The 22,672-nt window shown below is 60.7% G+C and carries 18 protein-coding genes and 2 pseudogenes; 8 read left to right on the top strand and 12 right to left on the bottom strand.

The genetic code is table 11. The annotated features are described in order from the left end of the window. Positions 1-47 precede the first annotated feature (47 nt). The 3 genes from RHSP_RS24795 to RHSP_RS24805 all read right to left on the bottom strand — a co-directional run bounded on the left by RHSP_RS24795 (position 48) and on the right by RHSP_RS24805 (position 3,518). Positions 48-1,583, bottom strand: a complete 1,536-nt coding sequence (locus tag RHSP_RS24795) for a sugar ABC transporter ATP-binding protein (protein ID WP_004124909.1) — start codon at positions 1,581-1,583, stop codon at positions 48-50. Positions 1,584-1,656: 73 nt separating this feature from the next. Further along, positions 1,657-2,652: a rhamnose ABC transporter substrate-binding protein gene (rhaS, locus tag RHSP_RS24800; RefSeq protein ID WP_004124911.1), complete on the bottom strand. Its 996-nt coding sequence runs from the start codon at positions 2,650-2,652 to the stop codon at positions 1,657-1,659. 53 nt (positions 2,653-2,705) lie between these two features. Further along, positions 2,706-3,518: a DeoR/GlpR family DNA-binding transcription regulator gene (locus tag RHSP_RS24805; RefSeq protein WP_004124914.1), complete on the bottom strand. Its 813-nt coding sequence runs from the start codon at positions 3,516-3,518 to the stop codon at positions 2,706-2,708. A gap of 220 nt (positions 3,519-3,738) precedes the next feature. On the opposite strand from RHSP_RS24805, the gene RHSP_RS24810 reads away from it, so the two are divergent. Then, positions 3,739-5,835, top strand: a complete 2,097-nt coding sequence (locus tag RHSP_RS24810) for a bifunctional rhamnulose-1-phosphate aldolase/short-chain dehydrogenase (RefSeq protein WP_037154296.1) — start codon at positions 3,739-3,741, stop codon at positions 5,833-5,835. Between the two features lie 64 nt (positions 5,836-5,899). Beyond that, positions 5,900-7,192 carry an L-rhamnose catabolism isomerase gene (gene rhaI, locus RHSP_RS24815; RefSeq protein WP_004124919.1) on the top strand — a complete coding sequence of 431 codons (1,293 nt, stop codon included), beginning with the start codon at positions 5,900-5,902 and terminating at the stop codon, positions 7,190-7,192. 42 nt (positions 7,193-7,234) lie between these two features. On the opposite strand, the gene RHSP_RS24820 is transcribed toward rhaI, so the two are convergent. Next, positions 7,235-7,945 carry a helix-turn-helix transcriptional regulator gene (locus RHSP_RS24820; RefSeq protein ID WP_004124921.1) on the bottom strand — a complete coding sequence of 237 codons (711 nt, stop codon included), beginning with the start codon at positions 7,943-7,945 and terminating at the stop codon, positions 7,235-7,237. 102 nt (positions 7,946-8,047) lie between these two features. On the opposite strand from RHSP_RS24820, the gene RHSP_RS24825 reads away from it, so the two are divergent. Both RHSP_RS24825 and RHSP_RS24830 read left to right on the top strand, forming a co-directional pair. Beyond that, positions 8,048-8,446 carry a VOC family protein gene (locus tag RHSP_RS24825; RefSeq protein ID WP_004124923.1) on the top strand — a complete coding sequence of 133 codons (399 nt, stop codon included), beginning with the start codon at positions 8,048-8,050 and terminating at the stop codon, positions 8,444-8,446. Between the two features lie 346 nt (positions 8,447-8,792). After that, on the top strand, positions 8,793-9,584 hold the full coding sequence (locus RHSP_RS24830) for an HpcH/HpaI aldolase family protein (protein ID WP_004124925.1): 792 nt from the start codon (positions 8,793-8,795) through the stop codon (positions 9,582-9,584). A 51-nt stretch (positions 9,585-9,635) separates the two neighbouring features. Here the strand turns inward: RHSP_RS24830 and RHSP_RS35205 are convergent, their stop codons facing one another. Further along, positions 9,636-9,785, bottom strand: a complete 150-nt coding sequence (locus RHSP_RS35205; protein WP_037154574.1) for a hypothetical protein — start codon at positions 9,783-9,785, stop codon at positions 9,636-9,638. Between the two features lie 203 nt (positions 9,786-9,988). Here RHSP_RS35205 and RHSP_RS36090 point away from each other — a divergent pair. After that, a pseudogene (locus tag RHSP_RS36090) lies at positions 9,989-10,147 on the top strand (hypothetical protein); the annotation flags it as partial. A gap of 244 nt (positions 10,148-10,391) precedes the next feature. Then, a pseudogene (locus tag RHSP_RS24845) lies at positions 10,392-10,964 on the top strand (ABC transporter ATP-binding protein); the annotation flags it as partial. Positions 10,965-11,115: 151 nt separating this feature from the next. On the opposite strand, the gene RHSP_RS24850 reads toward RHSP_RS24845, so the two are convergent. From RHSP_RS24850 to RHSP_RS24870, 5 genes are all read right to left on the bottom strand, one after another. After that, complete coding sequence (locus RHSP_RS24850; RefSeq protein WP_004124932.1) at positions 11,116-12,177, bottom strand: class I SAM-dependent methyltransferase; 1,062 nt, start codon at positions 12,175-12,177, stop codon at positions 11,116-11,118. Positions 12,178-12,361: 184 nt separating this feature from the next. Next, positions 12,362-12,913 carry a glutathione peroxidase gene (locus tag RHSP_RS24855; RefSeq protein ID WP_004124935.1) on the bottom strand — a complete coding sequence of 184 codons (552 nt, stop codon included), beginning with the start codon at positions 12,911-12,913 and terminating at the stop codon, positions 12,362-12,364. 162 nt (positions 12,914-13,075) lie between these two features. Beyond that, positions 13,076-14,863: a gamma-glutamyltransferase family protein gene (locus RHSP_RS24860; protein WP_004124936.1), complete on the bottom strand. Its 1,788-nt coding sequence runs from the start codon at positions 14,861-14,863 to the stop codon at positions 13,076-13,078. A gap of 198 nt (positions 14,864-15,061) precedes the next feature. Further along, on the bottom strand, positions 15,062-16,504 hold the full coding sequence (locus RHSP_RS24865; RefSeq protein ID WP_037154303.1) for a M81 family metallopeptidase: 1,443 nt from the start codon (positions 16,502-16,504) through the stop codon (positions 15,062-15,064). Between the two features lie 7 nt (positions 16,505-16,511). Continuing rightward, positions 16,512-17,645, bottom strand: coding sequence for an ROK family transcriptional regulator (locus RHSP_RS24870; protein ID WP_037154307.1), 1,134 nt, complete (start codon positions 17,643-17,645; stop codon positions 16,512-16,514). A gap of 402 nt (positions 17,646-18,047) precedes the next feature. Here RHSP_RS24870 and RHSP_RS24875 point away from each other — a divergent pair, with 402 nt between their 5' ends. Beyond that, on the top strand, positions 18,048-19,544 hold the full coding sequence (locus tag RHSP_RS24875; protein ID WP_004124945.1) for an MDR family MFS transporter: 1,497 nt from the start codon (positions 18,048-18,050) through the stop codon (positions 19,542-19,544). 60 nt (positions 19,545-19,604) lie between these two features. On the opposite strand, the gene RHSP_RS24880 is transcribed toward RHSP_RS24875, so the two are convergent. After that, positions 19,605-20,390, bottom strand: coding sequence for a FadR/GntR family transcriptional regulator (locus RHSP_RS24880; RefSeq protein ID WP_004124949.1), 786 nt, complete (start codon positions 20,388-20,390; stop codon positions 19,605-19,607). Positions 20,391-20,806: 416 nt separating this feature from the next. On the opposite strand from RHSP_RS24880, the gene RHSP_RS24885 reads away from it, so the two are divergent. Further along, a complete protein-coding gene (locus RHSP_RS24885) occupies positions 20,807-22,270 on the top strand; it encodes a DHA2 family efflux MFS transporter permease subunit (RefSeq protein ID WP_004124954.1) in 1,464 nt (487 codons plus the stop codon). Between the two features lie 21 nt (positions 22,271-22,291). On the opposite strand, the gene RHSP_RS35210 is transcribed toward RHSP_RS24885, so the two are convergent. Then, positions 22,292-22,432: a hypothetical protein gene (locus RHSP_RS35210; RefSeq protein WP_167332673.1), complete on the bottom strand. Its 141-nt coding sequence runs from the start codon at positions 22,430-22,432 to the stop codon at positions 22,292-22,294. Positions 22,433-22,672 lie beyond the last annotated feature (240 nt).

Consider the following 22,672-nt stretch of genomic DNA (forward strand, 5'->3'; position numbering starts at 1 on the left):
ACAAACAGAGCGAGCGTTGCGGCTGATCGAAGAAAAGCCCTAACGCTCTATGCGTTGCCGGTGGCGGCGCGCACCAGCGTTTCCGGCGTCAACCCTTCGCGCTCGAACAGGCCCGCGGACAGGCCTTCCTTCATGACCAGCACACGATCCGACATGCCGAGGATTTCGGGCAGTTCGGAGGAGATCATGATGATGCTGAGGCCCTCGGCCGCCAGCTCGCTGATGAAGCCGTGGACGGCGGCCTTGGAGCCGATATCGATACCCTTGGTGGGTTCGTCGAGAATGATGATCTTCGGCTGCGTCGCCAGCCACTTGCCGATGACCACCTTCTGCTGATTGCCGCCGGAGAGCGTGCCGACCGGCACGGAAAGGGCGGCGGCGCGCAGATCGAGCCTTTCGGCATATTTCCGGGCGAGGGCGAATTCATTGGCAGCCTTCAGGAAGCCCTTGCGCGACGTGCGCCCGAGCGACGGCAGCGACATGTTCTGATAGATCGGCATCGGAAGCGCCAGACCGTGGCGGCCGCGTTCTTCCGGCACATAGACGATGCCGGCGCCGATGGCGTCCTGCGGCGAGCGGACCTGGATTTCCTGCCCGTCGAGGGTCAAGCGCCCGGAGAGCGGCTTGGTGATGCCGAAGAGCGATTGGCAAAGCTCGGAGCGCCCGGCGCCGATCAGCCCGTAGACGCCGAGGATCTCGCCGCGCCTGAGCTTGAAGGAGATGTCGCGGAACTCGGTGCGGTGACAGTATTTCTCCACTTCGAGAACGGTATCGCCGATGGTGACGGGCACTTTCGGGAAAGCGTCCTTGACGTCGCGTCCGACCATCATGCGGACGATTTCGTCCTGCGGCGTCATTTTCAGATCGCCGTGGCCGACGTCGCGGCCGTCGCGGAAGACGACGAAATTATCGGCAATTTCATAAAGCTCGTCGAACTTGTGGCTGATGAACAGGATGGCCTTGCCCCTTGCCTTCAAGCCTTCGACGATGCGGAAAAGATCGTCGATCTCCTTGCGGGAAAGGGCGGCGGTGGGCTCGTCCATGATGACGATGCGGGCCTCGATCGACAAGGCGCGTGCAATCGCCACGAGATGGCGCTGCGCAATGGAGAGGTCTTTCAATCGGATTGTCGGATCGATGGCGCTTTCAAGCGATTGAAGAAGTTCCTTCGACCGGCCGTTCATCCTCTTCCAGTCGATGGTGCGCCAGGATGTGCGCGGCGCATGGCCGAGGAAGATGTTTTCGGCGACGGTCAGCTCGTCGAAGAGCACTGTCTCCTGATGAATGGCCGTCACGCCAGCATCGATGGCGGCTTGTGCACTGGCGAAAGCCATCGGCTTGCCGTCGACGAGGATTTCGCCCTCGTTCGGACGGTAGATGCCGGTCAAAATCTTGACGAGGGTCGATTTGCCCGCGCCGTTTTCGCCGATCAGGGCGGTCACCTTGCCGGGGTAAAGCGAAATGCTGACGCCATCCAGCGCCTTGACGCCGGGAAAGATCTGGGAAATGCCGCGCATTTCCAGAATGGCCTGACTGTTCGCGGCTGGTGTATCCGCTAGGGAACGTTGAAGGACTGTGGTCATCAGCAATGTACCGGATCAGTGGAACCAGGTCCGGCGGCTGGCGCCGCCGGAGAGCTGCGGATGCTTGTTTCGATCAGAAAACCTTGGAGAACTGATCGATGTTCGAAGCGTTGTAGACGAACGGATCGGCCATGGCGGCTTCGCCGTTTTCGCCAACCTTGATCTTGCCCATGCGACCGGCATTGATCTCGCTGCCCGGCTTGCCGTCGGTCTCGCCCTTGACGAGGCGATAGGCGATCTGCGTTGCAGAGTAGCCAAGGTCGATCGGGTTCCAGATCGCAAATTCTTTCGTCGCGCCGGATTTGATCGCGCCGGCCATTTCGGACGGCAGGCCGAGGCCGGTCACGTAGACCTGGCCGATCTTGCCGGCATCCTTGACGGCCTGCGAAGCGGCTAGCACGCCGACCGTCGTCGGGGCGACGATGACCTTGACTTCCGGATGCGAGGTCAGGAGGCCCTGGGCTTCACGATAGCTTTTGTCAGAGAGATCGTCACCATAAACGGTCGTGACCAGGTTGAGGCCCGGGAAGTCCTTGAGCTGCTTCTTCATCTCGCCGATCCAGATATTCTGGTTCGTCGACGTCGTCGTGGCCGACAGGATGGCGAAGTTACCCTTGCCGCCATCGAGATGATCCTTGGCAAGCGTCAGGCACATCTTGCCGATCAGCTCATTGGACGAAGGGTTCAGCTGCAGGATGCGGCCGGCCTTTGCGACGCCGGAATCCCAGGAAATCACTTTGATGCCGCGCTGCGTCGCCTTCTTGAGGGCCGGGACGACTGCATCGGGATCGTTTGCCGAAATCGCGATGGCATCGACGCCCTGTGCGATCAGCGAATTGATCACTTCGATCTGGCCTTCGGCCGTGGTCGAGGTCGGGCCGGTGTAGATCACCTGCACGCCGCCGAGATCTTTGGCGGCTTCCTGAGCGCCCTTGTTGGCGGCCTCGAAGAAGCCGTTGCCCAGCGACTTCACTACGAGACCGATCTTGACGTCCTTGGCGCTTGCCGCGCCGGCGAAAAGCGTGGCGGCAAGCGCAACGCCGAGCGTCAGTTTCTTTGCTATATTCATGTCACTTCCTCCCAAAGTTAATAGGCATGCTCACCCCATCTCAGCCGCGCGTTTCATGCGACCGATGGGGAATCTTCCTCCTCGGCCTGAGCCGAAACATTTGCGACAACAAGCGAAATGCCCGCATCCTCGATCATGCGGACGGTGTCGGCCGAAATGCCGTCGTCGGTAATGATGGTTGAGACCTGTTCGAGCGGGCAGAGGATCAGGCTGGAGCGCTGACGGAATTTGCTCGAATCCACCATCACGACGAGCTCGTCGGCCTGGCGCATCAGCTTCTGCTCGCTCTGGATGACCAGCGCGTCGGCTTCCATGACGCCGAGCGGGCCGACGCCCTGCGCGCCGATGAACATGCGCCGCGCATAGAAATTCCGGATGGTATCATTGTCGAAGGGCGAAAGGATCAAGCTCTGTTCGCGATAGATCGCGCCGCCCGGCAATGTCACCGTGTTCTTCGAATGCTTGACCAGATGTTCGGCAATGGCGAAGGAATTGGTCATAACCTGCAGCCGGAAGGCCGAGATATAGTGCACGAGCTGGAACGTGGTCGTGCCGCCGTTGATGATGATGGCGTCGCCGGGACTGCAAAGTTCGGCCGCCTTGCGCGCAATTGCGCGTTTCCTATCGATATTGACGGCTTCGGATACGCGGAACGGCCGCGCCGCCAGATTGCCAAGCTGCGGAGGATGGATCGATTCCGCGCCGCCGCGCACGCGCCGGATCTTTCCCTGCACATGCAGGGCAGCGATATCACGACGTATCGTCGCCTCCGAAGCCTCGGTCAGCTCGGAAATATCCTGAATCGTCACGACAGACTTTTCCTGTACGGCGCTCAGAATAATGCGATGGCGTTCACGTTCGTGCATTGGTTCCTCCGTGTTGGCGGTTATTTCGCAAATATGACAATGTGTCAATCATAAACGATCATAATCTTTCATATCGCATCGCAGCATTATCGATTTTGATCGTTTTCGATTGACAAGATGATGAAGTGTGAGCGATACCCTGCACACAAAGGGCGGCTCTATCACGATCCGATCCGCCCGAAGGCTTGATCTACAAGACTTGATTTCAAGGGAGGATGACATGGCGGCTGGCGTTCAGCTTCTGAAGAACCGTTGGGATGATGCATATGCGGCCGGCCTCGATGAGCCGGGCAAGCTGCTTTATCGGTCGAATCTGCTCGGTGCCGACAAGCGTATCACCAACTATGGCGGCGGCAACACCTCGGCCAAGGTCATGGAAACCGATCCGCTCTCCGGCGAAAAGGTTAGGGTACTCTGGGTCAAGGGCTCCGGCGGCGATGTCGGCACCATTAAGCTCGATGGCTTCGCGACGCTCTACCAGGACAAGCTCGACAGCCTGAAGAACATCTATCAGGGTGTTGCAGACGAGGATCGCATGGTCGGCTTCCTGCCGCATTGCACCTTCAATCTGAATGCGCGCGCAGCGTCCATCGATACGCCGCTCCACGGCTTCGTGCCGTTCACCCATGTCGATCACATGCATCCCGATGCCATCATCGCCATTGCGGCTGCGAAGAATTCGCGCGAGTTGACGCGCGAAATTTTTGGCGACGAGATCGGCTGGCTGCCCTGGCGCCGTCCCGGTTTCCAGCTTGGGCTCGATCTCGAAGCCTTCGTCAAGGCGCATCCGAATGCCAAGGGCGTTGTGCTCGAAAGCCATGGCCTCTTCACCTGGGCCAATGATGCCAAGGAATGCTACGAGCTGACGCTTCAGATCATCAACAAGGCGATCGAGTGGTTTGCCGCCAAGACGGAAGGCAAGACCATTTTTGGCGGCGCGGTCGTCGAAAGCCTGCCGCAGGCGGAACGCCGTGCCATCGCCGCCCGGCTGATGCCGGAAATCCGAGGCCGCATCGGCAAGGCCGAACGCAAGCTCGGCGATTTCGACGATCAGGGCGCCGTACTCGAATTCGTCAATTCGAAGAATCTTCGCCCGCTCGGCGCGCTCGGCACGAGCTGCCCGGATCACTTCCTGCGCACCAAGATCCGCCCGCTGATCGTCGATTTCGATCCCGCCAAGCCCGACGTCGATGCCGTCATCGCCGGTCTCGACAAGGCACTGGAAGACTATCGCGCCGATTACGCGCGCTACTACAATGATTGCAAGCATGACAATTCGCCTGCCATGCGCGACCCGAACCCGGTGATCTTCCTCGTTCCCGGCGTCGGCATGCTTTCCTTTGCCCGCGACAAGGCGACCGCCCGTATCGCCGGCGAGTTCTATGTCAATGCCATCAACGTCATGCGTGGCTCCTCCACGGTTTCCGAGTATCAGGGCTTGCCGGAGCAGGAAGCCTTCGATATCGAATATTGGCTGCTGGAAGAGGCCAAGCTGCAGCGCATGCCGAAGCCGAAGAGCCTTGCCGGCCGCGTCGCTTTCGTGACCGGCGGTGCCGGCGGCATCGGCCGCGCCACGGCCGCTCGCCTGGTGGGCGAAGGCGCCTGCGTCGTTCTGGCGGATATCGACCAGGCGGCGCTTGAAGGCACGCAGGCAGATTTCGCCAAGATGTACGGTGCCGATGCGGTGCGCAGTGTCAAGCTTGACGTGACGAAGGAAGATGCTGTCATTTCCTCCTTTGCGGAGGCGTGCGTCGAGTTCGGTGGTGTCGATATCCTGGTCTCGAATGCTGGGATCGCATCATCTGCGCCGATCGAAAGCACGGAGCTTTCGATGTGGAACCGCAACATGGATATCCTCGCGACGGGTTACTTCCTCGTTTCGCGGGAAGCCTTCCGGCTGTTCCGCCGTCAGAACCTCGGCGGCAACGTCGTCTTCGTCGCGTCGAAGAACGGCCTTGCATCCTCGCCGAATGCCGCCGCCTATTGCACGGCGAAAGCGGCCGAAATTCATCTGGCCCGCTGCCTGGCGCTGGAGGGCGCAGAAGCCGGCATCCGCGTGAACACGGTCAATCCCGACGCCGTCCTGCGCGGTTCGAAGATCTGGAACGGTGAATGGCGTGAACAGCGCGCTGCCTCCTCGAAGATCGAGGTGGACGAGCTGGAGGAACATTACCGCAAGCGCTCGATGCTGAAGCTGAATGTCCTGCCCGAGGACATTGCCGAGGCGATCTATTTCCTGGCTTCGGACCTGTCCGCCAAGTCGACCGGCAATATCATCAACGTCGACGCCGGCAACGCGCAGAGCTTCACGCGCTGATATCAAGCGGCCCGCGCCGCAGCTATGCTTGCCGGCGCGGGCCTTCATCGTTTGGGAGGAAAGAATGGCCGAGTTTAGAATTGCGCCCGATCTGGTTGCTGCAGAAAACGACAAGCGCGCCGCCGCGCTGAAATCCGATTATGAGGCGCTTGGCGCCTCGCTCGCCCGACGTGGCGTCGATATCGAGGCCGTGACCAAGAAGGTTTCCGAATTTTTCGTTGCGGTCCCGTCCTGGGGGGTCGGCACTGGCGGCACGCGGTTCGCCCGCTTCCCCGGCACCGGCGAGCCGCGCGGCATTTTCGACAAACTCGACGATTGCGCCGTTATTCAGCAGCTGACCCGCGCGACGCCCAAGGTCTCGCTGCATATTCCCTGGGACAAGGCGGACCCGCGGGAACTCAAGGTCAAGGGCGAGGCGCTTGGCCTCGGCTTCGACGCCATGAACTCCAATACATTCTCGGATGCGCCCGGCCAGGCGCATTCCTACAAGTTCGGTTCGCTCAGCCATGTCGATGCGGCGACCCGCGCCCAGGCTGTCGAGCACAACATCGAATGTATCGAGATCGGCAAGGCGCTCGGCTCGAAGGCGCTGACCGTGTGGGTCGGCGACGGCTCGAACTTCCCCGGGCAGACCAATTTCACCAAAGCGTTCGAGCGCTACCTCGCCGCCATGGCCGACATCTACAAGGCGCTGCCGGATGACTGGCGGCTGTTCTCCGAGCATAAGATGTACGAGCCGGCCTTCTATTCGACGGTGGTTCAGGACTGGGGCACCAATTACCTGATCGCGCAGACGCTTGGCCCGAAAGCGCAGTGCCTGGTCGACCTCGGCCATCATGCGCCGAATACCAATATCGAGATGATCGTGGCGCGCCTCATTCAGTTCGGCAAACTCGGCGGCTTCCACTTCAACGACTCGAAGTATGGCGACGACGATCTCGATGCCGGTGCGATCGAGCCCTATCGCCTGTTCCTTGTCTTCAATGAACTGGTCGATGCGGAACGGCGCGGGGTCAACGACTTCAATCCGGCCCACATGATCGACCAGTCGCACAATGTCACGGACCCGATCGAAAGCCTGATCTCCAGCGCCAACGAAATCCGCCGCGCCTATGCGCAGGCGCTGATCGTCGATCGCAACGCACTCGGCGACTATCAGGATGCCAACGACGCGCTGATGGCATCGGAAACGCTGAAGCGCGCCTATCGCGCCGATGTCGAGCCTATCCTTGCCGAAGCACGCCGCCGGGCCGGCGGTGCCATCGATCCGGTCGCGACCTATCGAGCAAGCGGCTATCGCGGCAAGGTTGCCGCCGAACGTCCGGCATCCGTTGCCGGCGGCGGCGGGATCATCTGAGGTTATCGGGTGCCGGCGGACAATAGCGTCGGCACCCGAGACTTAGTTTTGCCGAGGAGATCGCTGAAGTTCGGCCTCTCGCCAGTCGGACCAGCGACGACGCAGTTCACCTGGCCGCAGGCCATGACCTTCTCCGAGCATGTCAGCCGCGAGAATCCGATCTGTGCGGAAATGCCGGAAGCCCTGGCGTAGCTCGCACCAGGCCACCAGAATTCGGCTGGTGTCGGAGTAACCAAGGATAACGGGCCAGACAGTCCTTGCCGTTTCCGCGCCTGCGTCGGAGCGATAGCGCAGTCGAAGTTTCCGCCCTTCGCGAACCGCTGCCCGCAGCATCGAGGGGTCGATGTTCTCCTCTGCCGCTCCCTGGATGACCGGTCTCGCGCCGACGCTCGGCTCGACGATGAACGGGCGCAAGTGTGCAGGCACAATTGCAGTGATCTTCGCAACGACATCGCGGGCAGCATTGGCGAGGCTCTTGTCGGAGCGACCGGCAACCCATTGCGCTCCGAGGACGACTGCCTCGATTTCCTCGGGGGTCAGCATCAGCGGCGGCATGTCATAGTCGGGCGAGAGGAGATATCCGAACCCTGCCTCGCCCGCGATGGGAATTCGCTGGCTCATCAGGTCGGCAACGTCCCGATAGACCGTGCGCTTGGAGACTTCGAGTTCATCTGCCAGCACGGCAGCGGTTACCGGTCGGCTCGACCGGCGCAATATCTGTATGATCTGAAACAAACGGTCGGCGCGACGCATTCCTGCTGACTCCTGCTGCCAGTATGGTGGCAACAGGACTGTGCGACAAGAGCCTTCGAACCGCCAACGATATGTTTGGCCGGCCTTTTGAAGGAGTATCCGATGAAACTAGCATCCACGCGTCTGATCGCTTCAGACATCAAGAAAATGGTTGGCTTCTATGAGATGGTCACGGGTCAGGCGGCCGAGTGGCTGGCGCCGGTCTTTGCCGAGATCGTCACCCCCGCGGCAACGCTTGCGATCGGAAGCGCCGAGACCGTCGCCCTGTTCAAGGAAGGCAGCGCCGAACCCCGCGCCAATCGCTCGATCATCATCGAATTCCAGGTCGATGATGTCGACGCGGAGTTCTCCCGGCTGAAGGACACTGCAGAGGTGGTGCACGAGCCGAAACTGATGCCATGGGGCAACCGGGCGGCGCAGCTTCGCGATCCCGAGGGCACGCTCATCAGTCTGTACACGCCTGTCACTGACTTTGCGAAACAGCGCTTCGCGGGGCGTTGAGCGTTCAGGGGGCCGTCGAAACCTTGTGGTCGGGTGGACGAACGATGTCGTCCGGTTGGCGGCATCGTTCGTCTTCGGTCATATCCTGGTCATCTTGTGAGCGCAGCCAGCCAACAAAAATAGCTGCATATTTGTCATGGTCGTCTGGCAGATTTGAAATCCATTTCACGCACGTTAGGTGAGGCCGTCGGAGTCGTGCTACGTCGATTTGCGTCTATCCGATGCGCACTTTCGAGTGGCTCGACAATGGGAATTGAGTATTGTCGATTGCAACGGCTCGCCGTGATTTGGCGGTTGAGGCTGGCTCCAAAAAATTGGGGCTGATGTTGATAGGTGAGGAAAGACGATGACGACTGACATGAACGGTTTTGCCGGACGCCTGAAGCGCCGCGAGAATGGCGGCATGATCTCCGGCTGGGTCGGCATACCCGATCCGATGCTCGTCAACCATCTGGCGCAGGAGGGTTTCGATACCATCGTGCTGGATATGCAGCACGGCATGTGGGACATGACATCGGCTGCAAGCGGCATCGCCCATGTCAGACTTGCCGGCAAGCCGGCGATTGCCCGCATTCCCGTCGGCGATTTCGCCGCCGCCTCCAGGCTGCTGGATGCCGGCGCTTCCGCCATCATCGCGCCGATGATCAATTCCGCCGATGACGCCCGCGCTTTGGTGAAGGCCACCAAGTATCCGCCGCTCGGCGAGCGCAGCTGGGGGCCGTCGCTTGCTCTCAATCACTTCGGCCTTCCCGCCGAAGACTATCTGCAGACCGCCAACAGCCTGACCGTCACCATCGCCATGGTGGAAACGCGAACCGCGCTGGACGCGATCGACGAGATTCTTGCCGTTGACGGTATCGACGGCATCTTCGTCGGCCCGTCCGATCTTTCCATCGCGCTTTCGAATGGCGCGCGGCTTGCGCCCGATAGCGCCGCCATCGATCAGGCGCTTGCAACAGCGCTTGCACGCTGCCGTGCCCACGGCAAGGTGATCTGCGCCTTCGGCGGCGATGGCGCCCGCGCCGGAGAATATCTGAAGCTCGGTCTCGATCTGGTCATCGCTGGTACGGAAACGGCGCAGTTGCGCGCCGGTGCACGCACGGCCATTCAGGCTGCACGCAAGATCGCTGATTCATAATCGGCTGGAATAAGAGCTGCCCGAGGTATCCCACGGGCAGCGGTGGTTGCGCTAATTCACCAGCTTTACATAGCAGGGCCGGTAGGTTTCTGTGCCGCAGCCACCACCGATGGCTTGCGCCGGCGTAATTGTGTTTTGGATGGCGATTGCAGCGAGCGCGACGGCGATGATTGTCAAAATAGTTTTGGTATATTTGTCCATGAGCTTGCCCCTAATGGTGGAGTGATCAACGAAATACACTTTGAGATTGCTTTTCTGAACGCGACCTGAATATCGGCACTTAAGGTTGTATCCCGATGTTGCGCGACACCATTGGATCGGCGATTCAAACACGCACCCCTCTTCGATTTTGATCACAGCCCGCGCTTGCATCGTCACACGCCTGCGGGCATGCTCGCGCCAACATGGCGGAGCGGAATGATTTGTCGAAAGTGCAGGGATTGGCGGTAGGGCGCGGTTTGCGGCGCGAGGCGGGGCAGCGGGTCACCTTGCGGACAGTTGCGGCAGCTCTTGGCCTTTCCGTCACGACAGTCAGCCGGGCCCTGAAGGAAGGCCCCGAGGTCAATCGGGAGACCATCGAGCTCGTCAAGCGCACGGCAGGCGAGCTCGGCTATCGCCCCAATCTCGGCGGCATCAATCTTCGCACCGGCAAGACCCATGCCATCGGCATCGAAGCCGTTGCGCTCGATGAGATGCTTTCCGATCCGCAGATCGGCCTCATCGTCAACCTGGCGACGCCTGTCTCGCATTACGCCATCAGCAAGAAGGCGCTGCTTGCCGGCAAGCATGTCTATTCGGAAAAGCCGCTTCATCGTTTTGCTAGGCCCGTCCGGCTGCGGCAAGTCGACCTTGCTCAACACCATTGCGGGCCTCACCGATATCAGCGACTGGCAGATCTGGATCGGCGACAAGAACGTTACCTGGGAGGAGCCGAAGGATCGCGGCATCGGCATGGTCTTCCAGTCCTATGCGCTCTATCCGACGATGACGGTCAAGGGAAATCTCTCCTTCGGGCTTCGCATCGCCGGCATGGCTAAGGACGAGCTCGCTAAGCGCGTCGACCGCGCCGTGCGGATCCTGCAGATCGATCCCTTGCGCAAGCGGCGGCCGGGCGAACTTTCCTGCGGTCAGCGCCAGCGCGTCGCCATCGGCCGCGCTCTCGTACGTGATGTCGATGTCTTCCTGTTCGACGAGCCGCTCTCCAATCTCGATGCCAAGCTTAGAACCGAGTTGCGCGTCGAGTTGAAGCGGCTTCATAGCGGCCTTGGTTCGACCATGATCTATGTCACGCATGATCAGATCGAGGCACTGATCTTGGCGGATCGCATTGCCGTCATGAGCGGCGGCGTGATCCAGCAATTCGCCTCGCCGAACGCTGTCGGTGCGCATCGATGCCGACGAGGATGTCGCGCTCGACCGCGAGCAGCCGGTCTATTTTCAGCCGGCGCTCGCCTCGCTGTTCGGTGAAGACGGACAACGCCTGTAGAGCATCATGTGTGCCGCGCGTTCGCCGGAGCGATCGGCACGATTTTCATACCTTGACTTCGAAGATCATGTTGAACGGCGTTTCGGTCGCTTTGCGGAAATGCGAGTAGCCGGCATCCATGGCAACTTTGCGCAGTTTCAGCTCGCCGGCTTGCGCGCCCAAGCCCAGCCCGACCTCCTGCGATAGCGAGGCCGGCGTGCAGATCATCGTCGAAGCGCCGTAGTAGACGCGGCCCACCGGGTTGAGATTATCCTTCAGGCAATCACGCGCGAAGGGTTCGACGATCATCCAGGTGCCGTCGTCGGCGAGGCTCTCCTTGACATGTTTGCCGGCACCGACCGGATCACCCATGTCGTGCAGGCAATCGAACATCGCCACGAGATCGTAGCCGGCGGCCGGGAAATCCTTGGCAGTCGCCTGCTCGAAGGTGATACGGGTGTCGACACCCGCTTGCTTTGCGGCCGCTTTCGCTCGCTCGATCGACGGCAGATGATAGTCGAAGCCGAAGAAGGTCGAGTTCGGATAGGCTTGCGCCATCAGGATGGTCGAGGCGCCGTGCCCGCAGCCGACATCGGCAACGGCGGCACCGGCTTGAAGCTTCTCATGCATGCCGTTGAGCGCAGGTATCCATTCCGCGACGAGATGGCTGTTGTAGCCCGTCCGGAAAAACCGCTCCGTGCCGCGGAACAGGCAGGCGCTGTGCTCATGCCAGCCAAGGCCGGTGCCGGCCTTGAAGGCGCTAGCGACCTTCGGCTCGTCGATCCACATGGATTGAACGACATCGAAAGCGCCGGCGAAGAACGCAGGGCTGTTTTCCTCCGCGAACACCATGGCCTGTTCCGGCGTCAGATAGAAACGCTCGGTCTCGTCGTCATAGGTGACATAATCGGCCGCGGCCTGAGCCGACAGCCATTCGCGCACATAACGCTCTTTCACGCCGATCTTGTCGGCCAATTCCGCCGACGTCATCGGCGTTCCGTCAGCCATGGCCTTGAACAGGCCCAGATGGTCCCCGAGTGTCACCAACACACCCGAGACCGCTGCGCCGAGATCGCCGACCAGGCGTCCGACTAGATTATCGAGTTTCTGCATATCAGGTTCGCGCATGACATCCTCCCATCAGAATTGATGCAGCGTTCCGTCCGGACATATTCGGATACGGAAACTTACTCCTGGGCGGAAGGGCAGGCAACTACGCCATCCGGCTGAGCATGCTTCGCCCTGTCTTGAGAGAGGCGCAACCCATTGATGTCATGCGCTATCTTGGAAATTTACAGGGCGACGACGTGCCTCAGTCAGCGCGGGCGAGCTCTCGTTCCAGAGCGGAGAGAAGTCGGGGATCGTCGGCTGTCACATCGGGAGCGAAGCGAGCGGCGACCTTGCCGTCGCGGCCGATGAGGAATTTCTCAAAATTCCAGACGATGCCGCCGTCCTGCCCGGTTTCGAGGCCATGTTTCGCCAGGCGTTCACGCATCGGACCGTCGCCGGTCGTCTCGACGCCCGAGGCGATCAGGCTGTTGTAGAGCGGATGACGCTCTTCGCCGGTGACCGCGATCTTCGAAAACATCGGGAACTGGACGTCATAGGTGAGCGTGCAGAAGCTCAGAATGTCTTCGTTCGAGCCCGGTTCCTGCCCCTTGAAGTCGTTGGCCGGGAAACCGGCGATGACGAGACCCGCGTCGCGATTGGTCTCATAGAGCTTTTCCAATCCTTCGTACTGCACCGTCAGCCCGCATTTGGAGGCGACGTTGACGACCATGATGACCTTGCCGCGGTAGTCGGCGAGCGTCGTATCGCTGCCATCGATCCTCTTTACCGGAATATCGAGCACGCTATCGGTCATTAGGTTCACTCCAGATAAGATGAAAACACGCCATGGATATTTGCGTGGATTTGACGGACGTCAAGGCCAGAAACGGGCTTGGGTGGCGTCTTCGGCTCGTTGACGTGCGGATTGCACTTTATACCGCAGCGCGAGCGCAACGGCCGGACAGGCCGTCAGCGCTTATCTCCCGACGGCGTAGGCCTGCATCAGGCGTGGCGTTGCTGCGGCACGCAGAAGGCCATCATTATCGCGTCTTGCTGCCGTCAGCCGGCCCACGGTCCATTCCGGTGCGACGGTCAGCCTGTGGCCTTTTCCCTTAAGCGTATCGAGCACTGCGGCGCTGAAATTCGCCTCCGCCGTCAGGCCGCCCGGCTCGCGCGTGCGCGGATAGAAGGAACTCGGGAAATGCGTGCTGTGGAATAGCGGCTTGTCGATCGCTTCCTGCAGGTTCAAGCCGTGATGGACATAGCGCAGGAAGAAGGAGAGCTGCCATTGCTCCTGCTGGTCGCCGCCGGGCGTGCCAAAAGCAAGCGTCGGACGCCCTTCATACGAGGCTATCGTCGGGGTCAGTGTCGTGCGCGGTCGCTTGCCCGGAGCAAGCGAAGAGGGCAGGCCGGGTTGCAGCCAGAACATCTGGGCGCGCGAGTTCAGGCAGAAGCCGAGGCCGGGGATAATCGGAGAGGATTGCAGCCAGCCGCCAGAAGGCGTCACCGACACCATATTGCCTTCGCGATCGATGACGTCGATATGCACCGTGTCGCCACGCTTCTCGGTGAGGTGCGACATCGTCGGCTCGTAGACCGCGCCGCTCTTGGTTTCCGGCACCTCGAGCATCTTCATGGTAAGATCGTATTGATCCTCGAAGCCCGCCAGCTTGCCCGGGCTAAGGGCAAGCGAGGCTTCCGGCGTGATCAATTTGCGGCGCTCGTCGGCATAGGCATCCGACAGCAGGGTTTCGAGCGGTACGGTCGCGAAATTCGGATCGCCGTAATAGACTTCCCGATCGGCGAAGGCGAGCTTCATGGCCTCGGTAACGGTGTGGACGAAATCGGCGCCGGCAGGCTCCATGCCGGCAATATCGAAGCCCTTGAGCAGCGACAGCGCCTGCAGGAAGACAGGCCCCTGGCCCCACGGGCCGATCTTGGCGACCGTCCAGCCATGATAATCGTAGGTTTGCGGCGCCTCGATCGCGGCACGCCAGTTGGCCATGTCATCGGCCGTCAGCACGCCCTTGTGGCGCTCGCCGCTCGCATCCATGACCTCGGTCTTGCGGAGGTAGCCGTCGATCGCTTCCGCCACGAAGCCGCGGTAATACGCGTCGCGCGCGGCCTCGATCTGCGCCTCACGGTCGCTCTTGCTTTCCGCCTCGGCGACGACGCGCTTCCAGGTTTCGGCGAGGACCGGGTTCTTGAAATTGGACCAGGGTTCCGGGGCAGCTCCGCCCGGAAGCCAGGTCTCGTAAGAGGTCGGCCATTCCTTGCGATAGAAATCGGCAAGACCCGCGATGGTGGCGCAGACGCGCGGCAGGACGGGATGACCCCGCTCTGCATAATGGATCGCCGGTTCGAGAACGTCGCGAACAGACAGTCTGCCATAATCGCGCAGCATCAGCATCCAGCCGTCGAAGGCGCCGGGAATGACTGATGCAAGCAGGCCGTCACCGGGAATAAGATTCAGCCCTTCGCGCGTATAATGCTCGATCGTTGCGCCCGTCGGTGCCGGCCCCTGAGCGCAGATGACCTCGACCTTGTTCTTCTTCTTCGAATAGAGAATGGCCGGCATATCGCCGCCTGGGCCACAAAGATGCGGCTCGACAATCTGCAGCACGAAGCCGGTCGCAACCGCGGCGTCAAAGGCGTTGCCGCCTTTTTCAAGAATGCTCATGCCGACAGCCGACGCGATCCAGTGTGTGGACGTGACGACGCCGAAGGTGCCGAGGATTTCGGGGCGTGTGGTGAAGGCGGTCATCGAGGGCATCCTTTCGGTTTGTTCACGCTTCGCGCGGGTCAGGCGCACCGTGCCGACCAGAACTTCGCCGCAAAGTTCCTTTTGCGCAATTCCGGCGATGCAGAATGCCTGTGCGCAATGTGATCAGGCGGTCGCGAAACAGAGCGCCTGACCGTCGTCCCAAAGGATCTATGCTCGGTCGCTGAACGCTCCGAAGCGTCAGCGACCAACCGTACGCGCCGAAAGCGTCGTCTCTGGCATGAAGTCGAAATCCTTGTCGAAGGGATAGGTCGGCTTGGTCTTGCGTAGCCGCGGCAGGCGTTCGACGAACTGATCGACGACGCCGGGCGACAGCGCCATCAGGTTCGGATTGGCGATCGGCGCCAGTTCCGGCGAGAGGTAGCCGGACTTGACGACGATGGTCTTCGCCTTGTGCGGATCAAGGCCGAGGCGTGTGAAGTCGACGATATTGTGATAGGGGCGGCGCTTGGCCGACAGTACGAGATCGATGCCGCCGATGGAAACCACGGCCTGTGCGTCGCTTGCCTCCTTGGTATCGAGCAGGAACTTGACGGTGAAGCTGCCTTTCACCGGCCTACTTCCCTTCGTGTCGAGCGATGCGCCGACGGAGAGCTCAAGGGTAGCGCCGATGCCGGCCGCGTAGCAGGCTTCCGTCGCCGCCTTGTCGGCAATGCCGGCGAAGATGACGCCCTTGGCACCCTTGGCGATGAGTTCGGCAAGCACGTCCGCGCGGTCGCCGACGCCGCCGCCTGTGGGGTTGTCGCCGGACTCCGCCAGAACCACAGGTGCTGTCGTGCTGGCGATTGCCCTGGTGACGCATTCCTCGATCGAGCCGGTTTCGCAGCCGAACACGAAGTCCCTGCGTACGTCCCAATAGGCCTGTGCCATGCGCTTTGCTTCACGCTCCAGGACAGCGCGATCCGTGCCCGTCATGATGGCGGCTGCGGTGGTGCGTGGCTCGTCGGCCCAGACATAGCCGACCATCAGCGATGCATCCCAGACGCCATCGATGGCGTCGATCCCGGGCAGCATGTCGTAGAGGCCCTTGGCTGGTTCATCGACCGTGCTGGTGCGTTCGCCCGGCAGCACCACGGGGATCGGCGCCCAGAGCAGGATCGGCTTCACGCCGGTCTTCAGGCTTTCCGTCAGCATCTTGACGGCGCGGCGCATGGTCTCTTCGACATCGATATGCGGCGCCGTGCGGTAGGTGGAGTACATGTCGAGCGCATCGATGATGCACTGCGTGACGTTGCCATGCAGATCATAGCTGGCCGAGACCATGCAGTCGTCGCCGACGAGAGCACGGGCAGCGCTGATCCAATCGCCCTCGGCATCTTCCATGCCCTCGACATACATGGCGCCATGCATGGCGAGATAGAGCCCGTCGAGCGGCAGCAAGGGCTTCAGACGCTCCAGGAATTCCGCCTTGAAGGCCTCATAAGTGCGGCGGGCGACCGGCCCACCGGCGATGGCCCTTGCGTGAATGGTCGGCAGGAATTCGCCGTCATAATCCTTGAGGAAGGCGAAGTAGGGTGCGGCAGTGAGCTCTTCGCCACGAAGAACGCGAAAGTCCTTCTCCTCGTTCAGGACGGGATTGTAGGTGCTGCATTCGATATGAATGCCTCCGACGGCAATGCGCATGGGAACCTCAATTCGGTGTGGGACCAATCAGAAAATTATGGGCGGCAATGCTGGCAGCGCCCCGCGCCCAGATGTCGCCATCGACGCGCCGCGTGCGGATCGGCGTCTGGCCGGCATAGCGCGGCAACACATTCGCCTCGACGGCCTGTCGCATGACGGTGCCGAAAAGGCCGTCGAAACGGCCTTCGACATGGGTAATCAGGATCATGCCGGGATCGTTGAACTGGATCAGATGAGCGATCGCCAGGCCAAGGGCATTGCCGGCCCGATGCAGGATGCGGATCGCCGCCGCGTTTCCGAGCGACGCTTCGGTTTCGAGATCGTTCATGGAACGGCAGGAAAGACCTTCCGCCTTCGCCATTTCCTTGATCGCCTTCAGCGAGGCTACGGTGTCGAGGCAGCCGCGCTTGCCGCAGCGGCAGGGCGAGCCGCCGGGCTCGATGGTGCAATGGGCAATCTCGCCGGCGCCGCCGTGATTGCCGCGATAAAGCTGGCCGCCGATGAAATGGGCGCAGCCGATACCGTCATCGAAGGAGACGACGCTGAAGTTCCGGATATCGCGGGCGCTGCCGAACAGCTTCTCGCTGACCGCGACCGCCTTCGCATCGTTCTCGATAAATGTGTCGATGCCGCTTTTTCGACGAATGATATTTGCAAGCGGCACATCCTGCCAGCCAAGCAGGGTGGACTGGACGCAGTTCGCCTGCTTTTCGTCGACGAAGCCGGAAAGGGCGACGCCGAGCCCGTAGAGCTTTTGGGCGGCATCCTTACGTCTTGCGAGCAGCTTCGGCAGCGCCTCGGAGATCAGATCGGCGATAACGTCCGGATCGCGCGAGAGCGGCATGGCCCGGCGCGCAACGATATTGCCGTTGAAGTCGCTGAGGACCATCGGTGCCGGATCTTCGAGCAAGGATATGCCGACAAAGAAGGCGCCTTCCGGATGCAGATCCAGCAGGATAGACGGGCGACCCTGGCCATGGACCGTCTCCGTTTCGTGCAATACGCCAAGGGAAATCAGATCGCGGGCAATTCCGCTCATGGCCGCCTTGCTCAGACCCATGGACGCAGCCAGAACCGTACGGCTCGATGGACCGGATTGGCCGATGACCCGCAAAAGCTGCTGCTGCGAAGAGGTTAGCAATTCGAAGTTCCGTCTGGATTTGGCATCGTTTTCTCGACACTAAGTTCAGAAACTAAACAAATCAATGGGAATAAATTTTCCGTGCGCCCAATTTGGGCTGCCGTGGCGGAGAGTTGCCGAACGGCGTCCTTTGGGAAGGGAGGTATGAAGCCGGGTTTCTCGGAGCCACCTCAATCGGCCGGATCGGTTTCCCAGGCCCTGGTCTCCAAGGTGAATGGTCGCGTTTAAACGGTTGACATCCGCCAGCATCGGTATGCAATGCTTACTATAACGATTCAGCAGGCAAAAGCCCCTCCCGTCGCCTCGTCCCCTGACGTCGATTCCAAAAACACACGCTCGATCATGGCTGTCTCGACCGCCTGCGCGCGTTCGATGCGGGGGCAGCAGTCAGAAAGGAATGTCATGTCCAGCACGGTCGATCGTTCGAGACGCCCGTTGGTCATCGTCTCGATCATGCTCGCGACCTTCATGGTCGCCGTCGAAGCAACCATCGTCGCAACCGCCATGCCGCGCATCGTCGGTCAGCTCGGCGGCTTTACCTATTACAGCTGGGTGTTTTCCGCCTTTCTCCTGGCGCAGTCCACGACCACGGTCATCTACGGCAAGCTCTCCGACACTTTCGGACGCAAGCCCATACTGATCTGCGGCATCCTCATTTTTCTGGTGGGGTCGACGCTTGCGGGCATTGCCTGGTCGATGGCCTCGCTGATCGTTTTCCGGCTGCTGCAGGGCCTTGGCGCCGGTGCTATTCAGCCGGTGACGATGACCGTCGTCGGCGATCTCTACAAGCTGGAAGAGCGGGCCAAGGTGCAGGGCGCGCTTGCCAGTGTCTGGGCGGTTTCCGCCGTCATCGGCCCGCTCGCCGGCGGCATCATCGTCGACAATCTCTCCTGGGCCTGGATTTTCTGGATCAACCTGCCTATCGGCGTGCTCTCCATCGCCGGTTTCATGGTCTTTCTGCACGAGTCCGTTACCCCGCGCGAGGCGAAGATCGACTATCTCGGCACGATCCTGTTTTCGATATCGATCGTATCGCTGCTCATCATCCTGACCGAGACCGATGCGGGTTTTGCGATTCTCTGTCCGCTCGCGATCGTCTTCGTCGTCACTGGTATTCTGTTCCTGTTACAGGAGCGGCGGGCGCCGGAGCCGATCATCTCCATCGCACTCTGGAGCCGCAGGCTGATCGCGACCAGCAATGCCGCCACCCTGCTTGCCGGCATGGCCCTCATCGGCCTGACCACGGTTCTGCCGATCTATGTTCAGGGCGTGCTTGGTCGTTCGCCGCTTCAGGCCGGCTTCACCCTGACGATGCTGATCGTCGGCTGGCCGCTCGCCGTGATGCTGTCGAGCCGGTTCTTCCGCACCTTCGGCATCCGCAGGACATTGCGTGTCGGCAGCTTCATGTTTCCCTTCGGTGCGGTCTTTCTCCTGTTGCTGACGCCTGAGAGCAGCCCTGTCATTGCCGGCATCGGTTCGTTCCTCATGGGCTTCGGCATGGGGTTGATCAGCCTCACCAGCGTCGTGCTCGTTCAGGAAAGCGTCGAGTGGTCGATGCGTGGCAGCGCCACGGCATCGATCATATTCTCGCGCAGTCTCGGCAATACTCTCGGCGCGACCGCGCTCGGTGCGATCATGAACATCGGTATTGCGCATTATGGCAGTGGCGAACTGGCAAACCGGCTTCATGATATCCTCAATCAGCCGACGGGCCTTTCCGACCTCGTCGGCGATCCGGCGATCAGAAATGTTTTCGACGCGGCGCTGCATTGGAGCTTCTTGGGTGTCGTCGTCGTGGCTGCCACGACCTTCGCAACCGTCTGGCTCATTCCGATTGCCGACGATGCCGGCCGCCGGTCTCAGCTCAAGACGGAAGCGCAAGATGCGATAACGCATTGATGCGACGATGCCGGCGCGGCCATCTTTTCCGGCGCCGGCATTCGTTTCGTGCCGCTGCGATCAGAAGTCGCGATAGTTGACCAGCCAGGAATCCAGTAGGCGCCGCGAGGCCAGAAGCGCGGCATCGGCGTCGCGCGCGGCGATCGCATCGAGAATGGCTTTGTGAAAGGGCAGGGCGCGTTTCTGGCCTTCCGCGACGTCTTCATGGCCTGACAGCGTCCGGTTGGCGTAGATTCCGACGGCGATCAGGTCGATCAGCTGCGAATAGATCATATTGTGCGTGGCGCCGAAAATGGCCGTATGAAAACGCAGATCGGCATCGGCGTTGGTGTTGATGTCGCCGATCGTGGAAACCATCTCCTCGTAGGCGGAGCGAATGGCGGCAATATCTTCATCCGTGCAGCGTGCGGCTGCGCGCGCCGTCGCTTCCGGCTCGAGCGCCAGCCGCAGGTCCTTGATCGAGCGCATGATCTCCACCGAGGGGCCGGTCTCGTAGTACCAGACCATGACATCCGTATCGAGGTGATGCCAGTTGGAGCGTTCCTTGACGCGCGTGCCGACGCGGGTTTTGATCTCCACCAGCCCCTTGCCGGCAAGGCATTTCATCGCTTCGCGGATAACGGTGCGGCTGATGCCGAATTGTTCGACCAGATCCGGCTCGTTCGGCAACGTCGTGCCGACCGGGTAGCGCCCGCCGACGATGCGGCGACCGAGTTCGTGCACGAAATAGCCGAAGACGCCACGGCGAGGGATCGTGCCGTATTTTCGCACAAAAGCATCGAATGGTGACTGCGTTATAATCAGTTTCGACTCCGGAGCAGGCACTGCGTCAAGGCCATGTTTCATTATGCGGGGCTCTCATTCCTGTTGATGCGCCATTGCGAGACCAATCATCAACCCATGCCGGTTCGGGAGGCTTCATGTTGGTATCTCGGCTTCATTGAGGCTGTTCCATAGGGTTCTTGTATCAATGCTGCCGTTCTTCATGCGGCATGTTTCGACGGAAAACCCTAACATGTCTTCCGCATGACTGCCTACTGGCACAGACTGACCAGTCTGTTCATTGATGTGATCCGCAGACGCGCTGCGTTTCGGCCCGTTCGCATGGTGACAGGTGATCGCATGACGATCAAATTGCTCACCGTCTCCCAATCGAAACGTGATCGGTCAAATGGTCGTATTGGCCGATTTCGGCCTTTCGGAAACGTTGCAGAACCATTTAAATGCGCAAAAATGCGAGGCGGATTCGGAGTGGTAGACGTATGAATGACATGTCCACGCGCGGGCAAAAGGAGGAAGCGCAGGCAACGGGCTCCCGGTCGCTGCGGATTGCACTGCTCGTCGCCGGTGCCTTCTTCATGGAAAATCTGGACGGAACGGTCATCGCGACCGCTCTGCCGCAGATGGCCGTTTCCTTCGCTGCCCGCCCCGTCGATCTCAATATCGGCATGAGCGCCTATCTCCTGACCCTCGGGGTCTTCATTCCGATCAGCGGCTGGATCAGCGATCGCTTCGGGGCGCGGCTGGTGTTCACGACCGCAGTCGTCATCTTCACGCTTGCCTCGGTTCTGTGCGGCTTCGCCAATGGCGTCCCCTCCTTCGTCGCCATGCGCATCCTGCAGGGTATCGGCGGAGCGATGATGGTGCCCGTGGGCAGGCTGGTCGTTTTGAACAACACGCCCAAGGACAAGCTGATCTCGGCGATTGCGACGATCACCTGGCCGGCGCTGGTGGCGCCGATCCTCGGGCCGCCGCTCGGCGGCTTCATCACCGATCATGCGAGCTGGCGCTGGATCTTCTTCCTCAATCTGCCGCTCGGGGTTCTGGCATTCGTCTTCGCGCTCATGCTTATTCCGAAAACCAAGAGCACGGCGCGCCCACCCTTCGATTGGGTCGGCTTCGCCGTCAGTGGCATCGGTCTTGCAAGCCTGATGTATGGGATGGAGCTGATCGGGCGCCCGGATCCCGCGTGGCTGGAAGCCTGGTCCTATGTGATCGTCGGCTTCATTCTGCTTGCCGTCGCCGTCTTTCATTTTCTCCGGACGGAGCATCCGCTCATCGATCTTTCCGGGCTGAAGCGTGTGACCTTCGCAATTACCATCGCCGGCGGATCGCTGTTCCGGATCGCCATCGGGGCCGTGCCCTTCCTGCTGCCGTTGATGTTCCAGGTCGGCTTCGGGCTCAGCGCCTTTCACGCGGGGATGCTGACGCTGGCGGTCTTTGCCGGCAATCTGGCGATGAAGCCGGCAACGACGCCGATCTTGCGACGTTTCGGCTTCAAGCCGGTGCTGATCGTCAACGGCATTTTGAATGCCGTCTTCATCGTGGCCTGTGCCTTGTTCTCGCCTGATACGCCGCTCTGGTTCATCGTGCCGGTGCTGTTCATCGGCGGCATGTGCCGGTCGATGCATTTCACGGCCTTGAACACGATTGCGTTTGCCGACATTCCGCCGCAGCAGATGACGGGCGCCAATACACTGTTCAGCACCATCTTTCAGCTGACCATGGGCATGGGCATTGCCGTCGGCGCCATCGGCATCCGTATCGGCCAGGCGATCAGCGCGCCACTTGGCGCGGGCGGCATCGTCGCCATCGAGTTTCGTCTCGCCTTTATTCTGCTTGGAATTATCGCGCTTCTCGCCGTGCTGGATTGCCTGCCGCTCGATCGCAAGGCTGGCGACAATGTTTCGCGCAAGCCGAAAGCTAGCGCGAAGAAAGCGGCGTGACGCTGTTACTTACTCGGATGCTCAATGGGGGTACTGGATAAGATTGTAGTGCAGCAATAGTGCGGGTATCGCCATCAGGATGATCAGAACCATTGCAAAGCTTGCTGTGCGCACCATTTTCATCCGGCGGGTACGCTGCCCGGTCCAATCGTATACTGCCATAATGAGCCCCTCCTTTCCTCGATTATTAGAAAGACAAGAAATGGAACGCCAGTCAATATTGGCAATAGGGCTGTTAAATAATGAGCTTTCTCTAAAATTCCCGGATTCCAGGTTGGTGTATTACGCCGATTGAATGCGATTTAGCCTGCTGTCGTGCAAAGATCGTTTCGCGGCATCCATTCGGACGAGTATAACCGACATGAAACTCGGCTCTGCGGCAGCGGGGTCGGTGGCGGCTTT

This window comes from Rhizobium freirei PRF 81 (genome assembly GCF_000359745.1).
In the GTDB taxonomy this organism is placed as follows: domain Bacteria; phylum Pseudomonadota; class Alphaproteobacteria; order Rhizobiales; family Rhizobiaceae; genus Rhizobium; species Rhizobium freirei.